Annotated in this window: 20 protein-coding genes and 4 pseudogenes; 8 read left to right on the forward strand and 16 right to left on the reverse strand. The window is 71.2% G+C overall.

The features are described from left to right. Positions 1-93: 93 nt before the first annotated feature. Complete coding sequence (locus OG624_RS03630; protein ID WP_033221314.1) at positions 94-390, reverse strand: hypothetical protein; 297 nt, start codon at positions 388-390, stop codon at positions 94-96. Further along, a complete protein-coding gene (locus tag OG624_RS03635; protein ID WP_078909348.1) occupies positions 383-673 on the reverse strand; it encodes a VOC family protein in 291 nt (96 codons plus the stop codon). The genes OG624_RS03630 and OG624_RS03635 overlap by 8 nt, the downstream gene beginning before the upstream one ends. A gap of 516 nt (positions 674-1,189) precedes the next feature. On the opposite strand from OG624_RS03635, the gene OG624_RS03640 reads away from it, so the two are divergent. Next, positions 1,190-1,795: a hypothetical protein gene (locus tag OG624_RS03640; protein WP_033221321.1), complete on the forward strand. Its 606-nt coding sequence runs from the start codon at positions 1,190-1,192 to the stop codon at positions 1,793-1,795. 19 nt (positions 1,796-1,814) lie between these two features. On the opposite strand, the gene OG624_RS03645 is transcribed toward OG624_RS03640, so the two are convergent. From OG624_RS03645 to OG624_RS03650, 4 genes and pseudogenes are all read right to left on the reverse strand, one after another. Then, a complete protein-coding gene (locus OG624_RS03645) occupies positions 1,815-2,444 on the reverse strand; it encodes an ABC transporter permease (protein ID WP_244290816.1) in 630 nt (209 codons plus the stop codon). Positions 2,445-2,846: 402 nt separating this feature from the next. Further along, a pseudogene (locus tag OG624_RS43510) lies at positions 2,847-3,182 on the reverse strand (hypothetical protein); the annotation flags it as partial. A gap of 3 nt (positions 3,183-3,185) precedes the next feature. Further along, positions 3,186-3,518: pseudogene (locus tag OG624_RS43515) on the reverse strand (hypothetical protein); the annotation flags it as partial. Positions 3,519-3,521: 3 nt separating this feature from the next. Continuing rightward, positions 3,522-3,788, reverse strand: a pseudogene (locus OG624_RS03650) (hypothetical protein); the annotation flags it as partial. Positions 3,789-4,530: 742 nt separating this feature from the next. Between OG624_RS03650 and OG624_RS03655 the strand changes: the two are divergent. Then, positions 4,531-5,781, forward strand: a complete 1,251-nt coding sequence (locus OG624_RS03655) for an esterase/lipase family protein (protein WP_033221331.1) — start codon at positions 4,531-4,533, stop codon at positions 5,779-5,781. A gap of 63 nt (positions 5,782-5,844) precedes the next feature. On the opposite strand, the gene OG624_RS03660 is transcribed toward OG624_RS03655, so the two are convergent. Next, positions 5,845-6,441, reverse strand: coding sequence for a hypothetical protein (locus OG624_RS03660; protein ID WP_051763342.1), 597 nt, complete (start codon positions 6,439-6,441; stop codon positions 5,845-5,847). Beyond that, positions 6,438-6,737, reverse strand: a complete 300-nt coding sequence (locus OG624_RS03665; RefSeq protein WP_033221334.1) for a hypothetical protein — start codon at positions 6,735-6,737, stop codon at positions 6,438-6,440. The genes OG624_RS03660 and OG624_RS03665 overlap by 4 nt, the downstream gene beginning before the upstream one ends. A 559-nt stretch (positions 6,738-7,296) precedes the next feature. Here OG624_RS03665 and OG624_RS03670 point away from each other — a divergent pair. The 3 genes and pseudogenes from OG624_RS03670 to xdhC all read left to right on the forward strand — a co-directional run. Beyond that, positions 7,297-8,769: a xanthine dehydrogenase small subunit gene (locus OG624_RS03670; RefSeq protein ID WP_033221336.1), complete on the forward strand. Its 1,473-nt coding sequence runs from the start codon at positions 7,297-7,299 to the stop codon at positions 8,767-8,769. Then, complete coding sequence (gene xdhB, locus OG624_RS03675; protein WP_033221339.1) at positions 8,766-11,177, forward strand: xanthine dehydrogenase molybdopterin binding subunit; 2,412 nt, start codon at positions 8,766-8,768, stop codon at positions 11,175-11,177. Before OG624_RS03670 ends, xdhB begins: the two co-directional genes overlap by 4 nt. Before the next feature lies 1 nt (position 11,178). Then, positions 11,179-11,979 (forward strand): annotated as a pseudogene (gene xdhC, locus OG624_RS03680) (xanthine dehydrogenase accessory protein XdhC); the annotation flags it as partial. Between the two features lie 219 nt (positions 11,980-12,198). Here xdhC and OG624_RS03685 read toward each other — a convergent pair. The 4 genes from OG624_RS03685 to OG624_RS03700 all read right to left on the reverse strand — a co-directional run bounded on the left by OG624_RS03685 (position 12,199) and on the right by OG624_RS03700 (position 15,970). Then, complete coding sequence (locus tag OG624_RS03685; protein ID WP_033221341.1) at positions 12,199-13,797, reverse strand: hypothetical protein; 1,599 nt, start codon at positions 13,795-13,797, stop codon at positions 12,199-12,201. 197 nt (positions 13,798-13,994) lie between these two features. Next, the gene (locus OG624_RS03690) at positions 13,995-14,696 is read right to left on the reverse strand and encodes a GNAT family N-acetyltransferase (protein WP_063734124.1); all 702 of its coding nucleotides are present in this window, start codon (positions 14,694-14,696) and stop codon (positions 13,995-13,997) included. 112 nt (positions 14,697-14,808) lie between these two features. After that, positions 14,809-15,174, reverse strand: coding sequence for a hypothetical protein (locus OG624_RS03695; protein ID WP_202186032.1), 366 nt, complete (start codon positions 15,172-15,174; stop codon positions 14,809-14,811). Positions 15,175-15,358: 184 nt separating this feature from the next. Further along, positions 15,359-15,970, reverse strand: coding sequence for a hypothetical protein (locus tag OG624_RS03700; protein ID WP_371587172.1), 612 nt, complete (start codon positions 15,968-15,970; stop codon positions 15,359-15,361). A gap of 359 nt (positions 15,971-16,329) precedes the next feature. Here OG624_RS03700 and OG624_RS03705 point away from each other — a divergent pair, with 359 nt between their 5' ends. Next, entirely contained in the window at positions 16,330-16,866 is a 537-nt protein-coding gene (locus OG624_RS03705) for an NUDIX hydrolase family protein (RefSeq protein WP_030728338.1), read from the forward strand. Positions 16,867-16,960: 94 nt separating this feature from the next. On the opposite strand, the gene OG624_RS03710 is transcribed toward OG624_RS03705, so the two are convergent. Further along, on the reverse strand, positions 16,961-17,533 hold the full coding sequence (locus OG624_RS03710) for a TetR/AcrR family transcriptional regulator (protein ID WP_033221455.1): 573 nt from the start codon (positions 17,531-17,533) through the stop codon (positions 16,961-16,963). A gap of 147 nt (positions 17,534-17,680) precedes the next feature. On the opposite strand from OG624_RS03710, the gene OG624_RS03715 reads away from it, so the two are divergent. After that, a complete protein-coding gene (locus tag OG624_RS03715) occupies positions 17,681-18,472 on the forward strand; it encodes an SDR family NAD(P)-dependent oxidoreductase (RefSeq protein ID WP_033221456.1) in 792 nt (263 codons plus the stop codon). A gap of 101 nt (positions 18,473-18,573) precedes the next feature. Continuing rightward, positions 18,574-21,060, forward strand: a complete 2,487-nt coding sequence (locus OG624_RS03720) for a CehA/McbA family metallohydrolase (protein WP_051763344.1) — start codon at positions 18,574-18,576, stop codon at positions 21,058-21,060. Here OG624_RS03720 and OG624_RS03725 read toward each other — a convergent pair. The 3 genes from OG624_RS03725 to cutA all read right to left on the reverse strand — a co-directional run bounded on the left by OG624_RS03725 (position 21,057) and on the right by cutA (position 24,062). Continuing rightward, a complete protein-coding gene (locus OG624_RS03725; protein ID WP_033221345.1) occupies positions 21,057-22,124 on the reverse strand; it encodes an MBL fold metallo-hydrolase in 1,068 nt (355 codons plus the stop codon). The two genes, OG624_RS03720 and OG624_RS03725, sit on opposite strands and share 4 nt — an antisense overlap. 135 nt (positions 22,125-22,259) lie before the next feature. After that, on the reverse strand, positions 22,260-23,438 hold the full coding sequence (locus OG624_RS03730; protein ID WP_033221347.1) for an alanine--tRNA ligase-related protein: 1,179 nt from the start codon (positions 23,436-23,438) through the stop codon (positions 22,260-22,262). Between the two features lie 300 nt (positions 23,439-23,738). Next, complete coding sequence (cutA, locus tag OG624_RS03735) at positions 23,739-24,062, reverse strand: divalent-cation tolerance protein CutA (RefSeq protein WP_033221349.1); 324 nt, start codon at positions 24,060-24,062, stop codon at positions 23,739-23,741. Positions 24,063-24,178: the final 116 nt, after the last annotated feature.

The following is a 24,178-nucleotide window of genomic DNA, read 5'->3' on the forward strand; positions in this document are numbered from 1 at the left end:
TAGCGCACGTACGGCGGCGTCCATGAAAGCGGTTCTCGGCGTGTCCCGTCCGGACCGCTGAACCGGAGCATTCCGCCCGCGCCGTGCGGGTGTTCAGTACAGCAGGACGCGGGTCACGATCACCTGCGGCGGGGCGGCGTCCTTGGCGATCACGTACTCGATGATGCCCAGCGCCCCGTCCTCACCGAGCGGCAGGAGCCGGCATTCCGGCCAATCCTCCGCCACCGTGCTTCCTGCGACGAGCCCTCGGGTCTCGCCGATCTCCACCATCGCGGCCACGACCGGGCCCATCGCCCACGGGGGCAGCGCCGGGTCGGTCATGAAGGCGGTGACGTCCTGCGACAGCACGCACGGCAAGCCCTCGGAGCCGTCGTCGAAGGGCTCACTCAACGGGCAGTCCCGCGGCCCGCCGCCGCTCGAGCATGTCCTGCACGGCGATCGTCGGCATCGTGCCCGTGAGCGCGGACGCGACCCGGCGCTGCCGGCCCGGATCGGATTCGAGCATCGCCCGACCCCACCAGCGCAACAGGACGCCCTTGGCCTCCTCCGGCCGGGCGGCCAGGAGCTCGGCGTAGAACTCCTTCGCGGCCTCCGGCGTCAGCGCGTCGGCGATGCCCTTCGCGTTGCGCGGCACTCGCTCCGGCTCGTGCCGGCGAATCGGCTGTGCGGTCATCGCCCGCCCCTTTCCTTCTGCTCAGAGTCTGCCCTGCCGGCGCCCTCACGGTCGACCGCTCGGGCCGGATCGGCAGGATTGGAACGTGCTCGCCGCAGCTCCGCCTGGCCGCCGGCCATGATCTGACGCACCACCATGGTCGGGAGCTGGTCTTCCAGGAGCCGATCTCGTGCCTGATCGCCGCCGAGCGACTCGTGATCGTCCAGGAGACGGTCCTGAGGTATGGGCGCGACGACGCGGCGCCCGGCCAACGCTTCGCCCCCTGGGTACGGGCACCGGACGCGTGAGCGTGTCCCCCGCTGGGCTGCCTGGGGATACGTCCGGACCACCCGGGCCCGCGAAGGCTCCGGGCGGCGTCCTCCAGGCTTCCGGTGCGCCGACCAGGCGTCGTGGCGCGGACGTTCGTCCACAGAACCCGGTGCGGAGGGGGAGTCAGGCGTACGGTCGAACGACCGGCCGAGCCTCACCCGGCGGGGCCGGTTCTCCTCGACGTCCGACCCGAACGGGAGCCCGCCGATGCGCCTCTACGCACAGACTCCAGCACGTCGGAACCGCCAGATCCTCGCGGACCTGATCGCCGTGGGCCTCATGGCCGCCGCCGTGTGGTTCGCCCTGACCGTCCACGACGCCATCATGCTGCTGGCCGAGCCGGGCCGGAGGGTCGAAAGTTCGGGCGACAGCCTCGCCACCGAGCTCGGCAACGCCGGCGACGCGGCCTCGAACGTACCGTTCGTCGGCGATCTCCTGCAGAAGCCGCTGCAGTCCGCTGCCGACGCCAGTACCGGGATCGCCAACGCCGGGCAGTCGCTCCAGGACGCCGTGAGCCAGGTGGCCACCCTGACCACACTGGCGCTGATCGTCGTCCCGGTGGTTGTCGTCCTGCTGCTGTGGCTCCCTGCCCGGCTGCGCTGGATCCGGCGCAGCGTGATCATGCGGCGCCTCCTCGACGCGCCCGGAGGTGCCGACCTGCTCGCGCTGCGCGCCCTCACCGGCCGGCTCAGCGACCTCGCCGCGCTCCCCGCGCCCGAGGGCGGTCTCGCCGACGCCTGGCGGCGCGGGGACCAGCGGGTCATCGCCGATCTCTCGGAGCTCGCGCTCAGGCGGGCCGGCCTGCGGCCCTGACGGGCGGAGGGGCCGGTCGTCAGTCGCGGGGGCGTCCCGTGCGGGAGAGGAGGTGGAGGCGGCGGTGTTCGAGGGCCGCGGCGAGGACGTAGGCGCCGCCGCCCGCGACGGCGAGGACCCAGTACAGGCCGGGAGTGGCGAACCAGAGTGCCGCGGTGGAGGTCAGGGCGAGCCAGACGCCGAGGCCGTAGTGCAGCAGGTTGCGGCGTACGGAGCCTTCCGCGAGGTAGAGCAGGCCGACGATCAGACCGGAGCCGGCGGGCCAGAGGACGGACTGGAGTTCCGGCTGTTCCAGTACGGAGGTGAGGCCGGTGACGGCGAGGAACAGGGCGGTGAAAGCGGCGATCCACGCGGCGCCGAGCAGCCGGGCGGACAGGATCTCCGGTGTCGTGGCTCCGACCTGGGCCCGCAGGCCGGCCAGGGTGGTCAGCACGATGCCGACCACGAGCCCGCTGCCGAGGAGGGTCGTGGGCAGCCAGCCGGGCAGGTCGAGCAAGGGGTCGGCGCCCTGGGAAGTCGCGGCGGTGCCGTGGCCGAGTACGTAGGCGAGTCCGAAGCTGAGGTAGGCCGCGCGGTTGTCGACCTCACGCGGGCGTCTGCCGGGACGGGCACGGACGACCGACGGCGACATGGTTGCGGAGCTGGACACGGTGGAGACCTCCATGGAGGACGGCAGGGTGACGGGGAAGCGGAGTGGTGAGGCGACGGGGTGACGGGGGGGGAGCGCGCCGCACGGCGATGGCCGGCGAACGCCCACCGGGGCCTCGGACGGGCTGCTCAGCAGGTGCCTTGAGACGGTCGAGCCGGGCCGTAGGCGTTGACCACCCAGGTGGTGCCGCCGTCCGACAGGCCCGCCCTTCGTCCGTCCGAGGTTCATGGCGCACAGCCTCGGCGTGGACGGTGTCCACTATCCATGCCCTGAAGGGGCGATGACCGTCCAGTCCTGTCCGTCCCTGTCCACTCGGCCACGTGTCACGGGGCGGGGAGGGCGTGACGGCGGGGACGGCACGCTCCGTGCCGTCCCCGCCGTCACGCCGTCAACGCTGGTCGCTCAGCCCACGCGTTCGATGCGTGCCCGCCGGATCAGGTTCTTGCCCGGCTCGCGCACCGTGTCGAAGGCTGCGTTGTTCAGCAGGACACAACTGCCTGACGGACCGTTCACCGTCACCGTGGTCGCCTGGCCGTTGTCCAGGTTCGTCACCTTCAGCTTCGTCCCGACCGGGAACGTACCGCTCGACGCGGCGGGCGCACCCGCCTCCCCCGACAACGTCACCGTCGACCCCTGACACACCACCTCACCGGTCGCCGGCGGCACCTGCACAGCCGCCCCACCCGCCGCACCGGACGCACCAGCCGCAGGCGCCGCGGGAGCCGCAGCGTCACCGCCACCACCCACCCGCTCGATACGCGCCCGCCGAATCAGGTTCTTCCCCGGCTCCCGCACCTTCTCGAACGCCGCATTGTTCAACAGCACACAACTACCCGACGGACCGTTCACGGCAACCGTCGTCGACTGACCGTTGTCCAGGTTCGTCACCTTCAACTTCGTCCCCACCGGGAACGTACCGCTCGACGCGGCCGGCGCACCCGCCTCCCCCGACAACGTCACCGTCGACCCCTGACACACCACCTCACCGGTCGCCGGCGGCACCTGCACAGCCGCCCCACCCGCCGCACCGGACGCACCAGCCGCAGGCGCCGCGGGAGCCGCAGCGTCACCGCCACCACCCACCCGCTCGATACGCGCCCGCCGAATCAGGTTCTTCCCCGGCTCCCGCACCTTCTCGAACGCCGCATTGTTCAACAGCACACAACTACCCGACGGACCGTTCACGGCGACCGTCGTCGACTGGCCGTTGTCCAGGTTCGTCACCTTCAACTTCGTCCCGACCGGGAACGTACCGCTCGACGCGGCCGGGGCACCCGCCTCCCCCGACAACGTCACCGTCGACCCCTGACACACGACGTCGGGTTCTGCGGCATTTCCGATCGCCACCGTCGCGGCGACCCCGCCGATCACCAGGGCTCCCGCGACGGCAGAGAGCACGAACTTCTTCTTGAGACTCATGGTCCGTTTTCTGGACACTCGACACTCCTCGATCCGATGGACGTTGCCCCCCTGACGTCCTGCATACGGCCGAGTTCTCAAGGGAGTTCAGTCCTGTTGCCTTTTTACGAATCAGGCCGCGAGGAGGTTTGGAGCGCTGTGCGGCGAGCCACCGCGAGGCTCGTGACTCGTGCGCGCGCGTCCGAAGAAGCAGGTCACGGCCCCAGTGCCGCGGACGGTCGTCGCGTGTACGACACGCCTGCCGACGGTCTCGATCGACGCGGGGCGAGGAGACCACAGGCACGTTTAAGGCTCAGTTGATCTGCTCTTAAGCATCCGCCGCGCTCACCGCCAGGCGCCCATGAAGAGCTTGCGACGGCCGTGCGCACTCCCGGCGGCACCGTGTGGCGTCCGTGTCGGGCCCGCATCATCGTTTCTTCCCTTGCAGCCCTGTGACCTGCGACGAAACCACTTTCCACGTACGAGTGACATGGTCGGGTTTCGTTGGTTCTGGGCTACTCGCTTCGGGATCATGGTTCCGGTTCCGCACATGACGTCGGCACGAGGCCGCCGGCATGTGCAGGCCGCCCCCGAGTGCGTTCCGCGCCGCGACCCGGGGCGGCCCCCGCCGCGCCCTCCGTCCCGGGGGCGGGCCGTACCGCATCACGAGACAGAGGAGCCGCACCACATGTCCATGCCTGTTGTGAGCATCTGGGACAACACCTTCCCGGGCGCCCAGCCCCACTACCCGAGGGCAACCGCCTGGGACGTCGAGTGGCCCCTCGAAGGGGGCACCGCCTGGGTGTTCTACAGCAGCCCGGGCCAGACCCGGGTCAGGAAGCCGGTGATCCTCGCCGACGGGTTCTCCTCAGGCAAGAGCGATCCCGACGCCCTGTGGAACGGCCTGGAGAACGGCGAGTACCCGCTCATCTCCCAGCTGCGTGAGGCGGGCTTCGACCTGGTGCTCCTGGGCTTCGACGAGCGGTCGGCGTCCATCATCGACAACGCCGACGTGGCGATCGAGTGCATCAAGAAGGCGATCGACGACCGCGAGGGTTCGGCCAAGCTGACGGTCGGCGGCTTCAGCATGGGAGGGCTGGTCACCCGGTACGCCCTGGCCAAGATGCACCACGAAGGCGACGACCACCAGACCGCTACCTTCCTCTCGTACGACACCCCGCACAGCGGAGCCTGGCTGCCGATCTCGGTACAGGCGTTCGCGCACTTCGTGAAGGACAACTGGGGCGGCCTCCCCGGATTCGGTGAACTCCTCGGCAGCTTCTCGCGGATGGTCAACAGCACGGCCGCCCGGCAGTTGCTGCGTTGGCACATCGAGAGCGTCTCCGCGGAGCCCCGGCAGGACCGGGCCCGCACCGACTTCCTCGCGGAACTGGAGCGGGTGGGCAGCTGGCCCCCCGGTGTGCGGCGGCTCGGGGTCGCCAACGGCACGGGCACCGGTGCCGGGAACAACATCCCGGCCGGCGTGACGGCGATGCGCACCACCGGTGCGGAGCTGACGGGCACCCGGCTGGACACGCAGGACACGGGCGAGCAGATCGTCGCGATCCTGAAGAAGACCGGCTCCCCCGAGATCCCGATCGTCACCAACAACCTGCCCGACATCGACGGCGCTCCTGGTGGCCTCTTCCCCGAGGCTCTTAACCTGCCGGGCCGCCCCGCCAACTTCGGCACCGCCGCCATGCTGGCCGGGCTCCTCGAAGGCGAGCCCGCGGAACTCACCTACAACGCGACCACGTTCGTGCCGAGCGTCAGCGCCGTGGCGGCCGGCGCGATCGACGACCGTGACGCTCTCTACAGCAAGATCGACCCCGCCGACAGCGAGCTCGACCACTTCTTGTGCGCGAGCGAGAACCAAGGACACACGGTCATCACCGTGGAGCTCGGCGAGTGGATCGTGGACAAGCTCCGGACTCCCTGACCCCCGGGCCCCCTGCCGCGACGGTGGCCGTCCCGGTTCCGCCCGACCGGCGGGCCGGGACGGTCACCGGGCCGCCTTGGTGTCGGGGCCGAGCGGCCGCTTGTAGTAGCGCCAGGGGAACCAGCCCGCGCCGACGGGGATCCAGCCCTCCGCCTCCATCCGCCGGTGGCGGCCGCCGGCGGAGAGCGTCACACGGCAGTGTTCCCACGGGTGCGCGGAGGCCTCCACCTCGTGGAAGAAGGATCCGTAGCCGACGAGGTGCCATCCGTCGCGTCCGGCCTCCTCCAGGGCGGCCATCTCGTTGAACGCGGTCAGCGGACTGAGGATGCGGCGCTCGGCGGCGCCCGCCCCACCACCGGTCGGCGCGCCGGGTGCGGACGCCCCGGCGAACCTCTGCTGGGCGGCCTGCCGGCTCACTCCCAGGATGCGGCCCACCGTTTCCCAGCTGTGTCCGGCGGCCCTGGCGCCCTGTACGGCCTCACGCAGGAGCCGGCTCGCCTCCTCGGCTCCGACCCGCGAGGCGTCCACCAGGCGCAGATAACCGTCCGCGTCGTGTTCGAGCGCGTCGGCCAGGCCTTCGGGGGCGCCGATCACGGCCGCCGCGATGCCTTCGCGGATCCTGGCCGTCTCCAGGGGGCCGAGGAGGGGTACGTCGCTCATCGCCGGGCGCCGGCGAGAGGTTCCAGCGCGTCGAGCACGTCCGCGTCGCGTCGGGCGCGGGCCGCGGCGGCATCGGCCTGTGCCGTGGTACGGGCGAGCAGGGCTCCCCCGGCGGCGACGAGTACGAGGGACACGGCGACCAGGGCGGCCGAGGCGACGGCCCCGAAGCGGTCGTGGAACATGACCGTCACCGCGGGCAGCATCACCGCGAGCGGCAGCAGGGCAGCCGTGGTGGGGGCCGTGGTGGAGCGAGGGCCGCCCTCGTCGGAGGAGGCCGTCTTCTTCAAGATCGTCATGCGTCAAGAAAACCTTGACACGCCGCCTCTGTCAAGACTTCCTTGACGCCTGCGCGGCGGCGGCCACCTGATCGACGCCGGCCGCTCGACGCCTCGACCAGCCAATACGTCACATTCCGGACGGCGTCTCGATCGGTCGGACCGGGGATCGAACCGGGCGTCGGGGCGGGTCCGCCGGCGGAACGGATTTCGGCGGACCCGAATGGTCTGCGCACGGCGGCTTGACCGATGGACCTGCGGCAACGTAACTTCGAGCCGACCGGCCCGTGAACTGATGAAGGAGGCGAAGTCGGATGTCGATCATCTCCGAACTGCACCGCCCCGCGCATCAGGTCGCCTGGACTCCGGGTCTCGTAGCACACGGCTGCTGAACAGCCTTCTTTTCCGGCGTGCCCTTCTGTGGCCCCGGCATCTTTCGATTTCTCACACCGCCTGCGGCACGTCGTCGCGTGCCGAGTCGCGCTCCGGATTCTCCCCGGGCTGCGCCAGCGAAATAGAAAGCCCCTGAAATGGCTACTAGCATAATCAGCTCGACCATGCGCGGAAATGAGGATGTGCCATGGTAGCGGCGCGGATCACCGTCAACGGGAAAGAGACACCCCTTTCCCCGGCTGCACCCCACACCACTGTGCTCGATCTCCTGCGCGAGCGTGGCCTGACCGGTACCAAGGAGGGCTGCGCCGAGGGTGAGTGCGGCGCCTGCTCGGTCCTGGTGGCCCGTCCTGGCGTGAACAAGCCCACCGACTGGGTGGCCGTCAACGCATGTCTGGTGCCGGCCGCGGCACTGGACGGCCAGGAGATCATCACCTCCGAAGGTCTCGCCACGGTCGGCGAACCGGGTACGCGGCCCACGCTGCACCCGGTACAGGAGGAGATGGCGGTCCGCGGCGGTTCCCAATGCGGTTACTGCACCCCCGGGTTCATCTGCAGCATGGCCTCCGAGTACTACCGGCCCGACCGCTGCGCACACGGCGAGTCCGCCGACAGCGGCGACGCCCACGACGCCGAGCACGGTCCGAACGGCTTCGATCTGCACTCGCTGAGCGGCAACCTGTGCCGTTGCACCGGCTACCGCCCGATCCGCGACGCCGCCTTCGCGGTCGGTGAGCCCACCGAGGACGACCCGCTGGCGCAGCGTCGCGAGCAGGACCCGCCCGCGCCGGTCGCCACCGAGTACACGCAGGACGGCGCCACGTTCCTGCGGAAGGACACCCTGGCCGAAACGCTGCAGCTGCTGCGCGAGCGGCCCGACGCGGTCGTGGTCGCCGGCTCCACCGACTACGGCGTCGAGGTGAACATCCGCTCCCGCAGGGCGGAGTGCGTGGTCGCCATCGACCGGCTGCCCGAACTCCGGGAGCTGCGCGTCGAATCCGACCACATCGAGATCGGGGCGGCGGTCACGCTCACCGAGATCGAGCGCCGGCTCGACGGTGATGTCCCGCTGCTGGCCGAGCTGTTCCCGCAGTTCGCCTCCCGACTCATCCGCAACAGCGGCACCCTCGGCGGCAATCTGGGTACCGGCTCCCCCATCGGTGACAGCCCGCCGGTGCTGCTCGCCCTGGAGGCGTCGCTGGTGCTCGCCGACGCCGACGGTGAGCGCGTCGTCCCGCTCGCGGAGTACTTCACCGGCTACCGGCAGAGCGTGCGCCGCCCCGATGAACTGATCCGCGCGGTGCGCATCCCGCTTCCGCTGTCGCCGGTCACGGCCTTCCACAAGATCGCCAAGCGACGCTTCGACGACATCTCCAGCGTGGCGATCGGATTCGCGCTCGACATCGAGGGCGGAATCGTCCGCAAGGCACGCATCGGTCTGGGCGGCGTGGCCGCCACCCCGATCCGTGCCCTCGCCACCGAGGCCGCCCTGGAGGGCAAGCCGTGGTCGGCGGAGACGGTCGAGGCCGCGGCCCGGGTGCTGCGCGGTGAGGGCACGCCGATGAGCGATCACCGTGCCAGCTCCGTCTACCGTTCCGCGATGCTCGGCCAGAGCCTGTTGAAGCTGCACGCGCAAACCACCGAGGCGGTGTCTTCATGAGCCATTTGTCCGAGCGTCCCGAGAAGCCGGTAGTCGGCGTCTCCATGCCGCACGAAAGTGCCGTACTGCACGTCACCGGCGCCGCGCTCTACACCGATGACCTGGTGTACCGCACCAAGGACACGCTGCACGCCTACCCCGTCCAGGTCATGAAGACCCGGGGCCGGATCACCGCGCTGCGCACCGAGCCCGCGCTCGCCGTGCCCGGTGTGGTCCGCGTACTGACCGTCGCCGACGTGCCCGGTGTCAACGACGCCGGCATGAAGCACGACGAGCCGCTCTTCCCCGACGAGGTCATGTTCCACGGCCACGCGGTCGCCTGGGTGCTCGGTGAGACCCTGGAGGCGGCTCGGCTCGGTGCGGCGGCCGTCGAGGTGGAACTCGACGAACTGCCCTCCGTCATCACGCTGAAGGAAGCGATCGCGGCCGAGAGCTTCCACGGCGCCCGGCCCCTGATGGTGACCGGCGACATCGACGCCGGCTTCGCCGACTCCACACACGTGTTCAGCGGCGAGTTCCAGTTCTCCGACCAGGAGCACTTCTACCTGGAGACGCACGCCGCGCTGGCCTACATCGACGAGGCCGAGCAGGTGTTCATCCAGAGCAGCACCCAGCACCCCTCGGAGACCCAGGAGATCGTCGCGCACGTCCTCGGTCTGCACAGTCACGAGGTGACCGTGCAGTGCCTGCGGATGGGCGGCGGCTTCGGCGGCAAGGAGATGCAGCCGCACGGCTTCGCGGCCATCGCCGCGCTCGGTGCCAAGCTGACCGGCCGGCCGGTCCGGGTGCGGCTCAACCGCACCCAGGACCTCACGATGTCCGGCAAGCGGCACGGCTTCCACGCCGACTGGAAGATCGGCTTCGACGCCGACGGACGGATCCAGGCGCTGGATGCCACGCTCACCTCGGACGGCGGCTGGAGCCTGGACCTGTCCGAGCCTGTGACGGCCCGTGCGCTGTGCCACATCGACAACACGTACTGGATCCCCAACGCGCGGGTCGCCGGTCGCATCGCCCAGACCAACAAGGTCTCCAACACCGCCTTCCGCGGCTTCGGCGGTCCGCAGGGCATGCTGGTGATCGAGGACATCCTCGGCCGGGTCGCGCCGCTGCTCGGCCTGGACCCGATGGAGCTGCGCAAGCGCAACTTCTACCAGCCGGGTCTCGGTCAGGCGACGCCGTACGGCCAGCCGGTCCCGCAGGCGGAACGGATCGCCGCGGTCTGGCAGCAGGTCGAGAACGACGGCGGGATCGCCGACCGCAAGCGCGAGATCGCCGCCTTCAACGCCGCGCACCCGCACACCAAGCGGGCGCTCGCGATCACCGGCATCAAGTTCGGCATCTCGTTCAACCTCACGGCCTTCAACCAGGCCGGCGCGCTGGTGCTGATCTACAAGGACGGCTCCGTCCTGATCAACCACGGTGGCACCGAGATGGGCCAGGGCCTGCACACCAAGATGCTGCAGGTGGCCGCGACCACGCTGGGCATCCCGCTGCACAAGGTGCGACTGGCGCCCACGCGGACCGACAAGGTGCCCAACACCTCCGCCACCGCCGCCAGTTCCGGTGCCGACCTCAACGGTGGCGCGGTGAAGAACGCCTGTGAGCAGCTGCGCACGCGGCTGCTGCAGGTGGCCGCGAGCCAGCTGGGTTCCAACGCCTCGGACGTGCGCATCGTCGACGGTGTCGCCCGCACCCTGGGCAGCGACAAGGAGCTGGCCTGGGACGACCTGGTGCACACCGCGTACTTCCAGCGTGTTCAGCTGTCGGCGTCCGGTTACTACCGGACCGAGGGGCTGCACTGGGACGCGAAGAGCTTCCGGGGCTCCCCGTTCAAGTACTTCTCCTACGGCGCCGCCGCGGCCGAGGTGGAGGTCGACGGTTTCACCGGCGCCTACCGCATCCGCCGGGTGGACATCGTGCACGACGTCGGCGACAGCCTGTCCCCGATGATCGACATCGGTCAGGTCGAGGGCGGTTTCGTGCAGGGCGCGGGCTGGCTGACGCTCGAGGACATGCGCTGGGACACCAGTGACGGGCCGAACCGCGGCCGGCTGCTGACCCAGGCCGCGAGCACCTACAAGCTGCCGAGCTTCTCGGAGATGCCCGAGGAGTTCAACGTCACGCTGATGGAGAACGCCACCGAAGAGGGCGCGGTGTACGGGTCCAAGGCGGTCGGCGAGCCTCCGCTGATGCTGGCGTTCTGCGTGCGCGAGGCGCTGCGCCAGGCGGCCGCGTCGTTCGGTCCCGCCGGGGTCAGCGTGGAACTCGCCGCTCCCGCGACGCCGGAGGCGGTCTTCTGGGCGATCGAGTCGGTCCGCGAGAAGGCGGACGTGCGGAGCGGCGACGGCCAGGCTCCGGACGACAGCGAGATCCGTACCGACACAAGCGCTTTGAGTAATGCCTGACATGACCTGGATCGCCGCGGTCACGCGGTTGCGAGCACGCCGGGAGCCCGGCGTGCTCGTGACCGTCGCGACCGTGCGCGGCCATGCGCCCCGTGGGGCCGGTGCCAAGCTCGTCGTGGGACAGACCGAGACCTGGGGTTCGATCGGCGGCGGCAACATCGAGGCCGTCGCCATCGATCGGGCCCGCCAGCTCAACGTCGAGCCCGATCCGGAGCCGGAACTGATGGAGTTCGCCCTCAACGACAAGGTCGTCGGACCCCACGGTGTGCAGTGCTGCGGCGGTGCCGTCAGCCTGCTCCTCGAACCGCTGCCGGTGGTCCAGGCGGTGGCCGTCTTCGGCGTCGGGCACGTCGGACTGGAGCTGGCCCGCATCCTGGCCCGCCACAACCTCGATCTGCACCTGATCGACACCCGGTCCGACATGCTCACCGACGAACGGCTGAGTGTGCTCTCTGACGCGGTGGCGCAGATCCATGTGCACCACACACCGCTGCTTCCGGAGGAGGTGCTCGCGGAGCTGCCGCCCGGCGCCCACGTCCTGATCATGACCCATGATCACGCCGAGGACGCCGCGCTGTGCGACGCCGCCTTGCGCACTCCTGGTCTCGGCTCGATCGGATTGATCGGCTCGGCCGCCAAGTGGGTGCGGTTCCGCAAGCGCCTGGCCACCGAGGGCGGTCACGACGCCGCCACCATCGATCGGATCAAGACTCCGATCGGGATGACCGAGATCACCGGCAAGGAGCCGGCCACGATCGCGGTGAGCGTGGCGGCGGACCTGCTCCGGACCTTCGAGCAGGACCGCCCCGGGGCGGTTCCGGACCCGGTGACCGAGGTACCCGTTGCGCCTGAGGTGCCTGTGGTTCCTGAGGTCCGGGAGGTCGAGGTCCGCGCGGCCGCAAGGACCACCGCGGTCCCCAAGGTCCGCGAGGTCCGCGTACGCTCCGGCATCCGTTAGGGCGCTTCTTTCGGATCCCGCCGTGCCGGTCGAGCCCGGCCGGCAGGATTCGAAAGACAGGCCCTAGCCGCCGAGCGCGCTCAGCTTGTGCGCGTAGAGCACGCGCTGGCAGTAGTCCGTTCCGTCCGGGTCCGCCGGGTCCTTGGTCGCCGTGCAGTCGTTCGCGGACCCCGGCCGGTGCTCCGAGAGGGACCAGAGGCGCCCGGTGCCCCGTTCGATGTAGAGGTCCTCGGCTCCCCGGGCCGTCTTGACGGCCGGGCCGTCCTGGACCAACCGGCCGTCGCTCCACTTGTAGCGCCACAGGTTGCCGGGCTCGTCCGTGCCCTTGGACTCGTTCACGTACAGCGTGTCGTCGTACGCCGCCGCGCCCTGGGCGCCGCCGTTCGCGAGCGGCAGGTAGTTCGCCCAGCCTTGAGCGGTGACGTCGGCGGAGCGCCCCTCCAGGGCCGCGACCGGGTAGGAGGCGATGCGGCCGGTGGACGGGTAGCCGCTCTCGGGACGGCAGTACTCACCCATGATCAGGCGGTCCGGGCCGGTGCTGCGGTCCAGGGAGATGTAGGAGCTCTTGGGCGCGCCGGTGGAGACACAGGCGTAGGAGCCCTTGGGGTTGCTCTGCGGCGCCTTGAACTTCCACGCCGCGACCTGCGGCATGACGTAGCGGTAGCCGAAGCTGTACCAGACGTTGTCGTGGCGCCCGACCTTCGTCTTGACCTCGACGTTCGAGGTGGTCCTCACCCCGTCGGTGTCGGTGCCGATCTCGTCGTGCGTGCTGGGGTCGCCGTCCGGGTCCAGGTCCAGGATGTGCCGCATGTCGAAGACGCGCAGGCCGTTGCGGGTGTCCGCGACGTAGAGGTAGTTGCCGTACCAGACGATCCCGCCGGCGTGGACGCCCTTCTGGATCGGGTACTCGCCCGCGTGCAACCCGTCGAAGGAGACGTGGTCGGCGGAGTTCACGTAGGTCCAGCCCAGCAGGACGTGCCGGTACTTGATCTCGGGGCTACCGGTCGCCGGGTTGGTCCTGCTCTGCACGAAGGTGATCCGGACGCCCTTCTGGTTGCAGGCGTCGTCGGCCTCCAGCTCGGCGGCGGTGCAGTCGCCGGCCGACGGGTCGGGATCGTTCTCCCGGCCCGGGTCCCAGCCGTCGTAGGAGGCGAAGAGCTGGATGTTCCCGGCGGCGCCCCACAGCTCGTTGTCCTTGGCGTCGGAGACGCCGGTGATGCCCTGCGGGACCCACTCCTGGGAGATGGAGTCGTCCTTCTGCAGGCAGTACTTGATGTCGGGGTCGGGGGCCGTGCCGAACGGGTCGCGGGAACACCACGGATCGACGGTGCGGTTCGCCCCGGCCAACAGCTTCTGTACGCCGCCCGAGTCGGGCAGCACCGAGGCCAGGCGGGTGACCCGCCGGGTGGTCTCGGCGTTCATCTCGCCGGGCTGCAGGGTGAAGTCGGCGGGCGAGGCCGCGCCGCCGGGTCCGGCCCAGGCATCGGCGCCGAGCGGCGCGGGGGTGCCCTCGGCCGTGCGGGGCTGCTGGATCCAGGTCCCGGGTGCGTCCGACGCGGGGTCCTGTGCCTGCGCCGGGGCCGCGAGACCGGTGAGCGCGAGCGCTGCCGTGACGGCGGTGGCGGCCGCGGGCCACGCACGGCGTATTCGGCTTGAGGGCATGCGGGGGTTGCCTCCGTTGCTCGTGTGACGGGTGAGTCAAGCGGAGGGTTCCAGAACACTTATCCGAAGCGCAAGCGTGATCGTTTCGTCAACAACCGTGACGGGCGTGGGAATTGATGGCATGTGACGGCAACGGCCCGATCCGTGCGGGCGGCCGCGACGCACGGACCGCGAACGCGCGGGCCGCGTCGGTCACATCACCGCGTCGGCCCGCGCTCGGACGATCCGCGGGACGCGCCCTGGCGCCTCGCGCGTCCGCCGGCCGGATCAGGGTCGCGCCACATCGGCCAGAGGGTCGGCCCGCCCTCCGGGAGCCGGATCTCTCCGGTGATCCGGAAGCCCAACTTCTCGTAGAACGGGATGTTGGTGACGTTGCTGGACTCCAGGTACGCAGGCTGCCCGAGCCGGTCGCAGTCCGCCAGCTGCTGGCCGAGCAGCGCCGAACCGACGCCCATCCCCTGGAGCCCTTGGTCCGTCCCCACGGACGGCAGGTACCAGTGCGGCGTCAGCGGATGGACCTCGTGCATGGCGTTCTGGACCTCCCCGGCCCGCTGCAGGCCGCGGAGGCCGAAGACGCCCGCGTACCGCGGCAGCGCCGCCAACTCCGCTGCCGCGGAGGGCTTCCAGGCCCCGGGTCCCGACCACAGCGCGGCCCCCAGCAACCGCCCGTCCGCCGTCGCGGCGACCCGGACGGCGCCGGCGCGCGGCCGCTGCTGCCGCTGGGCCAGCCGGAAGTAGCGGGCGATCCCGCGTTCCCGGTCGGTGGCGGGAATCATCCATGCCATGACCGGGTCGTCGGCGAAGGCGCGGGCGAGGAGCGCGGCCACCGCCCCGGACTCGGCGGGCCGGGCGAACCGGATCCCGTACCCGGCCGACGGCAGTGCTGAAGGTGCGCTCATGGGGTCGCGGTAGGCAGCGGGGTCGGGCCGGGGCGGCCGCGCGGCGCGGGACACGCCGTACGGGCCACCCGCTCGACCGCTCGATCCGACCGACCACGCCGCCCGAACGAGGTCAGGAGGTGCGCTTCAGGGTCCAGGTGTTGGGGTTGAAGCTGGGCACGGCGGAGTAGCGACAGCCACTCGAGTAGTAGGTGTTGGTGATCGTCCAGCCGGCGGGCGGCCACGTGGACGCGCAGGCGTTGACCTGGGTGCCGACCGGGTAGCCTCTCAGGTCCTTGATCTGCTTGGTGTTGGGCGTGAAGCCGGAGCCGCAACCGCCGCTGTTCCACCACTGGGCGTCCACCCAGCCGTCCGGGGTGAGCGTGCTGGAGCACATGGTGAGCGTGTCGCCGGGTGCCGCGGAGGCGGGGCTCACCGCGATGGCGAGGGCGGTGACGGCCATGGTGGCCAGAGCGGCGGCGTGACGGATGCGGATCACGGGACGTTCCTTCCTCGGCGCGCTGGGATCGCTGCCGACGGTCGGCAGGCCGCTCCAGGCACCGCGTCATTGCTATCCGACCGCTTCGGGCTCCAGAAAGTCACCTTTTGGGCATAACTTCGCGGCGGTTTAGAGCCGCCACCTCTGGCGCGCACCTCCGGCGTACCTCGGCGCCCGCTCCGGATCAGCCGATCGGCTGCCGCATCTCGGCGCGCACCTTCAAGGTCGTCTCGGCGGTCTTGACGAGGTCGACGGAACCGGGCTTCTGCAACGCGGTCTCCTGGCCCACGATCGCGACCGAGGCACCGGTGTTCTCGTCGGCCCAGGCGCACATCGGCAGGGAGCTCTCGACCCCGCCCTGCCGCACCGTCAGCACCTGGCAGGACAGGGTGACGTCGGATCCGGTGGGCGTGATGTCCCGCACGGGGGCGCCCAAGGACGAGCCCTCGGAGTCCGCGGCGCCGCTCAGCATCTTCCTGCGGGCCGCCGCGGGGTCCTTGAACCGGCCGTACATCCCCGAGACGACCAGGGCACCCGACTCCTTGGGGGACTCGAAGGCGTACTGGCCGACAGCCGGCTTCGGATCGCGGATCTTCGAGTCGTAGGTGCCCTGCAGGGCCTTCTTGCCCTCGGTGTCCGAATGGTCCTGGACCAGCTGGTACTTGCCGTCCACCAGGGTCTTGGGAACGGTGAGCCGGTACCGGGCCTCGGGGAATCCGGATCCGCTCAGACCGGCTCCGATCGCGCCGAGCACGCCGAGCACCACCAGCGATCCCACGACGATGCCGATCACCATGCCGGTCCGGTTCCTGCGCGGCGGCATGCCCGTCGGAGGCTGCCCCCATGCCCCTTGGCCGGGGTACTGCTGCGGTGGGTAAGGCTGCCCCGGATACGGCTGACCCGGGTACGGCTGCTGCTGTCCGGGCTGTGCCGCGTACGGCTGTCCACCGTGGGGGTGCGGGGGCTGCGGGGGCCCGTAGGGGCCGGGGGGTTGCTGGGGAGGGGGCATGCTCATGCCCAAACGGTACGTCAGCCCCGTACGCGGCAGAATGTGGCGGGTCCGGGTCGCGGGGACGGGCCCACGGGTCCACTCTTCCTGGGTCGGGCGGACGCGTGATCTGGGCCGGAGCCCACCCTGGAAAGTAGGATCAAGGAATGTCTGACACGACCGAAACTACGCCCGGCTGGCTGACCGACGACGAGCTGCAGATGGCCCGGGCCCAGATGCCGATCCTGTATGTCGAGGCCGTCCCCGTACGCGTGGACGACACCGGCGAAGTCACCACCATCGGACTGCTCCTGCGGATCGGCACGGACGGGGCGATCAGTCGGGCCCTGGTGTCCGGCCGTGTCATGCACCACGAGCGGATCCGTGACGCGCTGCTCCGCCACCTGGAGAAGGATCTGGGTCCCGTGGCGCTGCCCCGCATCCCCACGTCCCTCCAGCCGTTCACCGTCGCCGAGTACTTCCCCACGGCGGGCGTCACCCCCTTCCACGACCCTCGCCAGCACGCGGTGTCCCTGGCCTACATCGTGCCGGTCACCGGTGACTGCCGGCCGCGTCAGGACGCCCTGGACCTGGTCTGGTTCAGCCCGCAGGAAGCACTCTCGGCCGCCGTGCAGGGCGAGATGCCGGGTGGGCACGCGGCGCTGCTCAAGCAGGCCCTCGCGCACGTGGGGTACACCTACTGAAGTCCCCGCGCACAGCGCGCAGCGCGCACACCGCGCCCGGCTCCGGCCGCCGTCCGCATCTGTCGGACGGCGGCCGTCGCGCCGTACACCCCGGTCAGGGGGTCAGCGGCGGGGTGAACTTCGTGAGGATCAGCAGGGTGTCGACGAGGTCCTCGGCCGGGGCGCCGGTGGCCAGGCGGCGTAGTTGCTGCCCGAAGACGAGGGCGACGGCCACCCCGGCCAGGCGTTCGGGGTCCGGGACGCCGAGGTGGGTCAGGATCCGGGTGGCCAGCAGGTCGTAGGCGGCGAAGCACTCGGCCGCGGCGGCGCGCAGGCGTTCGTCGCGGCCGGCTTGGACGTACAGCTCGAACGGCGCGATGTGGCGGCTGTCGAAGGCGTTGCCGCCCGCCACCTGTGCCACGACCTCCGCCGCCTGCCCGATGTCGAAGTGCTCGTCGGAGCATTCATCGGCGAGCGCCGTGAAGTGCCGGGTCTCCTCGGCCACGAAGTGCAGCAGGCTCTCGCGCAGCAGCTCGTGCTGGGTGGCGAAGTGGTAGGTGACGGAACCGAGGGAGACTCCCGCCTCCTTGGCGATCCGCCGGTTGGTGACGGCGGCGATGCCGTCCTGCCCGATGATCCGCAGCACGGCGTCGATGATGCTCTGGCGGGTGTCGGAAGCATGGGGCATGGCGTAATTCTGCCCCATCCACTCCCTCGACCGCCCAGGTGGGGCCGGGTGGTTGGGGACGAGGAAGTGTGGACAAGGAGCGAGGCCATCCATACTGTTCGTTCGAACGAACAGTTGAGGGACTTCGCCAGCCGCACGGGAGTGCTCGTGGACATATCCGGATCGAACGTTCTACTCACCGGCGCCACCGGGGGCATCGGCGCCGCCCTGGCCGCGCGCCTCACCGCGCAGGGGGCCCGCCTCACGGTCAGCGGGCGGCGGGAGGAGGCCCTCAAGGCCACCGCCGACGCCTGTGGCGCCCGTACCGTGGTCGCCGATCTGGCCGTACGGTCCGATGTCGTCCGGCTCGCCGAGAGCTGCGCGGAGGCGGACATCCTCGTCGCGAACGCCGCCCTGCCGGCCAGCGGCGACCTTCTGGACTACACCGAGGACCAGCTCGACCGCGCCCTCGACGTCAACCTCCGCGCGCCCGTGCTGCTGTCCCGGTTGCTCGCGGAGCACATGGTGGGCCGCGGCCGCGGGCACATCGTGCTCGTCGGCTCCATTTCCGGCAAGGCGGCGACCAAATCGACCTCTCTCTACAACGCGACGAAGTTCGGGCTGCGCGGATTCGCCCTCGCCCTGCGCCAGGAACTCCGGGGAACGGGGGTGGGGGTGTCCCTGGTCCAGCCCGGCTTCGTCCGCGACGCCGGGATGTTCGCGGCCACCGGTGCCACCCCGCCGAAGGGCATCCGGACTGTCACGCCCGGCCAGGTCGCCGACGGCGTCGAACGGGCCGTCCGCCGCGACCGGTGCGAGGTCAACGTCGCACCGCTGGAACTCCGGCTGCTGAGCGCCGTCGCCGGGCAGTTCCCCGGGTTCGCCGAGCGCATCCAGGCCCGTACGGACGTCGACGGGTCGGTACGACAGATCGTCGAGGCCCAGCGCTCCAGCCGTTAGCCGCCGGCCGCCGGCCGGGCGCGGCCGTTCGCACGTACTCCCGCTCGCACCAGCACCAGCACGCCTTCCCTGCCACCCCCACGTGAACGGAGAGCACAGCTGTGTCGAGTGAACACCTCCCGAGCGATGTGCCCGACCCCGCGCCGGCCCCCGGCGCCGGGTCGGGGGTCGAGCGCCGGTCCCTGCTCCGCCTAGGGGCCCTACTGGCCGCGGGCGGGGTCGCCGCGCTGGTTCCCGCCCCGATCGCGTACGCCGCGACACGGGGCCAGGGCACCGACACGGTGACCACCACCTACCGAGGCCACTCCCCCTACGGCAACGACCAGTGGGCGTACGTCCCCTTCGACGTCCCCGCCGGAGTCCGGCGGATCTCCGTCGCCACCACCCACGACGCCGCCGCCGGCATCCTGGACCTCGGCGCCTTCGGCCCCTCCGGCTTCCGAGGCTGGTCGGGCGGCGCACGCGCCGGGTTCACCCTCTCCGCCGCGGACGCCACCCCCGGCTACGTGCCCGGACCCGTGGACCCCGGCGGCTGGTCGGTCATCCTGGGGCCGATGGTCGGCAGCACCGGCGGTATGGCCTGGCAGGTGGACGTCACCCTCCACTTCGGAGATCCGCTCCCCCGGGCCCCGTACGACATCCTGCCGACCTCGGTGGCCGGGCGGGGCCCCGGCTGGTACCGGGGTGACCTGCACCTGCACAGCGTGCACTCCGACGGGCAGCGCACGGTGGACGAGATCGTCGCGGCGGCCCGCCAGGAGGGGCTGCACTTCATCGCCACCTCCGACCACAACACCAGCTCCACCGGCGTGACATGGCGCGGCAACGTCCCGACCGACCTACTGGTCGTCAACGCCGAGGAGGTGACCACCCGGCACGGCCACTGGCTGGCGGTCGGTCTGCCGCAGGGGGAATGGGTGGACTGGCGCTACGGCCCCGCGAACCAGGGGGCGTTCGAGGCGCAGGCCCGGCGCGTGCACAGTCTGGGCGGACTCACGATCGCCGCCCATCCGCTCACTCCGGCGGCGGGTTCCTTCTGGGAGTTCGGCCTCGATCGCGTGGACGCGCTGGAGGTGTGGAACGGACCGTGGACGCTGGACGACGCGGCCAACATCGCCGCCTGGCACGTCATGCTCTGCCTCGGCAAGCGGGTCGCCGCCGTCGGCAACAGCGACGCGCACAGCCCCTCGGACGCCGTCGGCCGCCCCCACAACGTCGTGTACGCCGACAGCCTGTCGACGCCCGCCGTCCTGGACGCGCTGCGCCTGGGCCGGTCGTACGCCGTCGAGTCCGCCGCCGTGACCTTGGACTTCACCGCCCGCGCCGGCGCAGCCGTCGCGGGGCCCGGCGAGGAACTGCCGCTGTCGTTCTTCGACGCCGTCGACGTGACCTTGAACGTGACGGGCGCTCCCGACAGCATCGCCACGCTCAGCACCGAGTGGGGCATCATGGCCGCCACCTGCATCGACGGCAGCGGCACGGGTCAACTGCGCTGGCGGGGCTGGGGCAAGGCCTCCTTGTTCGCCCGGGCCGAGGTGCGCCGGCCCAAGCCCGCCTCCACCACCCTGGACCAACTGGTGGCCATCACCAATCCGGTGTGGTTCTACGCCGCGCAACTGCCCCCGTACGACGTCGAGCGGCGGGTGCTCTTCCACACCGAGCGCCGGCCCGACGGGTCGTGGGGCGGCATGCGTCCGCTGCCGGGTGCCGCCGGATCGGGCTCGGGTGCGGGCTCGTTCACGGGGATGCAGAGCGCCGTGGCCGGCATGGCGGACGGCTCGGTCGTGGTGCTGGGCATCGCGCCCGACAACGGTCTGTGGCTGACCTCCGTACGAGGTTCGGCCGCCCCGCGGTCCTGGCAGCGCGTCGCGGGGCCGGACGGCTCGACCGGATTCACCGTACGCGAGGCGGACATCGCCGCCTTCCCCGACGGCACCTGCCAGATCGTGGCGACGGCCATGGACGGCACCACCTACCACCAGCAGCGTCGCGCCGACGGCGGGCTGCCCGGGTTCCGGGCCCTGCCCGGCTTCACCGCGAAGGGCCGTTGGGGCGCGACGAAGGTGTCGATCGCCGCCATGCCCGACGGCTCGGCCCAGTTGATCGGTTACGGCACGGACGGTGCCATGTACCACTGCGTGCGCGGGCGGGACGGTGCGTGGACGGCCTGGGGTCGTCTGGCCGGCTACGACGGGGCGCCGACGTTCTCCGGTCCGGCCCTGGCGATCACCGGGATGCCCGACGGGTCCTCCCAGGTCCTCGCGATCGGGCTCGACGGGATGGTGTACCACCAGGTGCGGCGGCCGGACGGTTCCTGGACCGGCTTCCGGCCCCCGCGGGGCGTCACCACCGCCACGATGGGCGCCAGCGCCATCGGCATCGCGGGGACACCCGACGGCTCGGCCCAGGTCGTCGCGGTGGGGCTCGACGGACGGGTCTGGCACACCATCAGGAGGCCGGACGGCTCTTGGACGCCCTTCTCGCGGATACCGGGGCCGAACGGGAGGGACCCCTTCCCCGCGGGGCAGGTCCGCATCACCGCCCTGCGGGACGGCTCCACGCATGTGACGGCGATCAGCGCCGGCTAGGAACCGAGCCGCCGCTCCGGAGCCCGCGCCGTGGGGTTCCGGAGCGGGGGCCGGGACCAGGGCGCGTCCGGGTCGGCCGACTCGGGCCGGAGCCCGAGCTCGCGGAGCTGGTTGACGGCCATCATCGCGAAGAACATCGCGTTCGGGTTGGCGCCGCCGCCCCCGAGTGCGGTGACGGCTTCGACGTAGCGGGCGCCGAACTCGCTCGGCCGTACCGGTCCGCTCTCGCCGAGCAGCCCGAGCGCCGTCTCCTGCAGGGCGGTGGCCTGTTCCAGCAGCCCGTCCAGGTAGGGCACCACCTCGGCGCCACGGCGCAGGGCGAAGGTGTGGCCGTCGGTGAGGAGTGCGGCCTGCCCCTCCTCGAAGAGGAGGGCGACCGCGCCGAGTACGGTCTGGATCTTGAGCTGGTCGGCGTCGGCCATGGCCCCGCAGGGTCCGTTGCCCTCGTCGGAGAGGTGGAGGACGCCGGGGTCCCTGAGGTGGACGATGACGTGCCCGGCGCAGTGGCCCTGGCTGCGCAGCACGCGTACCGCGCCGTCCTCGAAGGTCCAGCCGGTGAATCGCGACGAGCCGATACGGATCCGCTCCGGGGCTCGTTGCTCGTAGGTACGGGTGGTGGCGCCGAAGGGGTGCATGGGCTCGAAGAGCGATATCAAGTGGGTCGCCAGGGCGGGCGGGGCCAGGGGCAACGCCCCGGCGACGCGCTCGAAGGTCCGCACCCAGTACGCCACCGGGTCGCTCATCTGGTCGAGGTCGGGGGCGGGGACGTAGTGCTCGACGGGCACGCCCAGCTCGTCGGCCAGGTCGTCGTTGCCGACGTGGTCGGGGTGACCGTGCGTGGTCAGCACCAGGACCCGGGACCACGGCCCGACCCGGTCGGCGGCCTCCCGCAGGGCCGTCCGGAAGGTCGTGGTGACGCCGGTGTCGACCAGCACCAGGGTGTCGCCGGCCCGGTGTACGAGGGCGTTGGCGACGTCCGGCCGATCGTGTTCGGTGTCCAGTTCCTGCCCGAGGACCAGCAGGGTCCGTTCGTCGATCTCGATCACATCACCGAGCGCGGTCATCGGTCCTCCCGCGGTCCCGTCGGTGCACGACGTACGCTCCCCCGTCGACGAGCGTACGCCGCATCCGGAGCGGTGTCCCCGCGAGGCCCACCGCTCCGGTGGGCCTCGCGGGGAACACGGTCCGCACCCGTGTGGTCACTCCTGACGCAGGCTGGTGACCAGCTCGCGGGGCAGCCCGTGGGTGTCGTGGAGGTAGTGGAAGTCCTCCTCGGTCAGTGGGCCGCGGAACCGGGTTCGGGCGAGCACCTGCCGCCCGCGTTCCAGCAGCCGGCGGAACCGGCGCTCCTCCTCGCACAGGATCGGGAGTACGTCGCCGGGGTCCATGTCCTGCCGGAAGTGGTCCAGGGTGTGCCGGACCAGTTCGTCCGGCAGGTCCCCGAGGCTACGCGAGGGGTCGTCGCGCCACAGCAGCGTGAGCATCCGTCGCACCAGGCGTCGCAGGACGTAGCCCTGCCCGGTGTTGGCCGGGCGCACACCGTCGCCGAGGACCACGACGGCCGAGCGCAGGTGGTCGCAGACCACGCGCAACGACCGTTCGTCCAGGGGCCACAGGGCCGGTACGAGGCTGCGCCACGGGTCGAAGACGTCGCACTCGAACACGGACGGCTTGCCCTGGAGGAGGGAGGCGAGCCGCTCCAGGCCGAGGCCGGTGTCCACGTTGCGCTGGGGCAGCGGCACCAGGGAACCGTCGTCGAGCCGGCGGTGGGTCATCGTCACGTGGTTCCACACCTCCACCCAGCGGTCGTCGCGGGTGGGCGTCGACTCGGGCGGGCCGTCGCCGCTCCAGAGGAAGATCTCCGAGTCGGGACCGCACGGTCCGACGGGCCCGTTGGACCACCAGTTGTCCTCCACGGTGGGTTCCACGGGGACGCCGCGGTCCTGCCACAGCTCCAGGGAAGCGGTGTCGGGCCCGGTCCGGTCGTCGCCGGCGTACACGGTGGCGTACAGCCGGCCGGGATCGATGCCGAGCCCCTCGGTGAGGAGCCCGTACCCCCAGTCGAGGCTGCGGGGGCCGTCGTAGTCGCCCAGCGACCAGGTGCCGAGCATCTCGAAGACCGTCAGGTGGGTGGCGTCGCCGACCTCCTCCAGGTCCGTGGTGCGCAGACAGCGCTGGACGTTGACCAGGCGGCGGCCCAGTGGGTGGGGGCGGCCCTCCAGGTACGGGGTGAGGGGGTGCATGCCGGAGGTGGTGAAGAGTACGGGGTCGCCGGGTGGTGGCAGCAGCGTCGAGCCGACGATGCGGCGGTGCTCGCGTTCTTCGAAGTACTCGACGAACGTGCCGGCCAACTGCTCGGTGGTGGTGTGGTGGTTCATGGGGTGACTGCTCCTTCGCATCGCGCGGGGGAGGCACCGGAGAACGGGACCGTGCAGTCTCCGACCGGGGGCGAGGGCGCCACGGCACAACCGACGGACCGTTGTCCGGTCGCCGGGGAGAGGTGGAAGGTCAGGCGGCGGCAACCGGCGAGCTGGTCGCTCGCGCGGTCGCGGTGGTGCTGGGGCCGGTGACGTTCATGCGGCTCACCCTAGTGCGAGCCTGCCGCCGGTGCGCGGGTATTTTTCGCGCCGGCGGCAGGGGCGGGGCAGGTCGGGGCGGGGACGGGGGCGGGGCGGGGGTTACCCGGTCGTGGTCTCCTTCTCCACCCACGCCAGGTACTCCTGGGAGGTTCCGACGGTCGGGAGCACGATCCACTGCGGCACCTCGTACGGGTGCCGCTCGTGGACCCACGCCTGCAGTTCGGTGGCCTTATCCGCGGTCGTCTTGAAGGAGATCCGGTACTCCCGCTCGTGCTGCACCGCGTCCTTCCACCAGTAGAAGGTGGTCATCCGGGCGTCGATGTGCGCACCGGCCGCGAGCCGGGCCTCCACCGCGGCCCGCGCGATCTCGTACGCCTTCGTCTCGTCGTCCACGGTCGTCTGCGCGATCACGATGCTCGCCATGCGGGTCCTCCTCGGTCGGATCCGGCCACCCTACGGTCGACGCCCACCCGCCCCGGTACTCCGGTCCGGGCCGGGAGGCACGAACCGACCGGAAGGTGGGTAGGACTGACTGCCGC

It is taken from the genome of Streptomyces virginiae (genome assembly GCF_041432505.1).
In the GTDB taxonomy this organism is placed as follows: domain Bacteria; phylum Actinomycetota; class Actinomycetes; order Streptomycetales; family Streptomycetaceae; genus Streptomyces; species Streptomyces virginiae_A.

Bases quoted from the DNA above. Each gene is read 5' to 3' on its own strand.
- OG624_RS03635 (WP_078909348.1), bottom strand. From the start codon at position 673: ATGACCGCACAGCCGATTCGCCGGCACGAGCCGGAGCGAGTGCCGCGC.
- OG624_RS03640 (WP_033221321.1), top strand. From the start codon at position 1,190: ATGCGCCTCTACGCACAGACTCCAGCACGTCGGAACCGCCAGATCCTC.
- OG624_RS03655 (WP_033221331.1), top strand. From the start codon at position 4,531: ATGTCCATGCCTGTTGTGAGCATCTGGGACAACACCTTCCCGGGCGCC.
- OG624_RS03660 (WP_051763342.1), bottom strand. From the start codon at position 6,441: ATGAGCGACGTACCCCTCCTCGGCCCCCTGGAGACGGCCAGGATCCGC.
- OG624_RS03665 (WP_033221334.1), bottom strand. From the start codon at position 6,737: ATGACGATCTTGAAGAAGACGGCCTCCTCCGACGAGGGCGGCCCTCGC.
- OG624_RS03670 (WP_033221336.1), top strand. From the start codon at position 7,297: ATGGTAGCGGCGCGGATCACCGTCAACGGGAAAGAGACACCCCTTTCC.
- xdhB (WP_033221339.1), top strand. From the start codon at position 8,766: ATGAGCCATTTGTCCGAGCGTCCCGAGAAGCCGGTAGTCGGCGTCTCC.
- OG624_RS03685 (WP_033221341.1), bottom strand. From the start codon at position 13,797: ATGCCCTCAAGCCGAATACGCCGTGCGTGGCCCGCGGCCGCCACCGCC.
- OG624_RS03690 (WP_063734124.1), bottom strand. From the start codon at position 14,696: ATGAGCGCACCTTCAGCACTGCCGTCGGCCGGGTACGGGATCCGGTTC.
- OG624_RS03700 (WP_371587172.1), bottom strand. From the start codon at position 15,970: ATGGTGATCGGCATCGTCGTGGGATCGCTGGTGGTGCTCGGCGTGCTC.
- OG624_RS03705 (WP_030728338.1), top strand. From the start codon at position 16,330: ATGTCTGACACGACCGAAACTACGCCCGGCTGGCTGACCGACGACGAG.
- OG624_RS03710 (WP_033221455.1), bottom strand. From the start codon at position 17,533: ATGCCCCATGCTTCCGACACCCGCCAGAGCATCATCGACGCCGTGCTG.
- OG624_RS03725 (WP_033221345.1), bottom strand. From the start codon at position 22,124: ATGACCGCGCTCGGTGATGTGATCGAGATCGACGAACGGACCCTGCTG.
- OG624_RS03730 (WP_033221347.1), bottom strand. From the start codon at position 23,438: ATGAACCACCACACCACCACCGAGCAGTTGGCCGGCACGTTCGTCGAG.
- cutA (WP_033221349.1), bottom strand. From the start codon at position 24,062: ATGGCGAGCATCGTGATCGCGCAGACGACCGTGGACGACGAGACGAAG.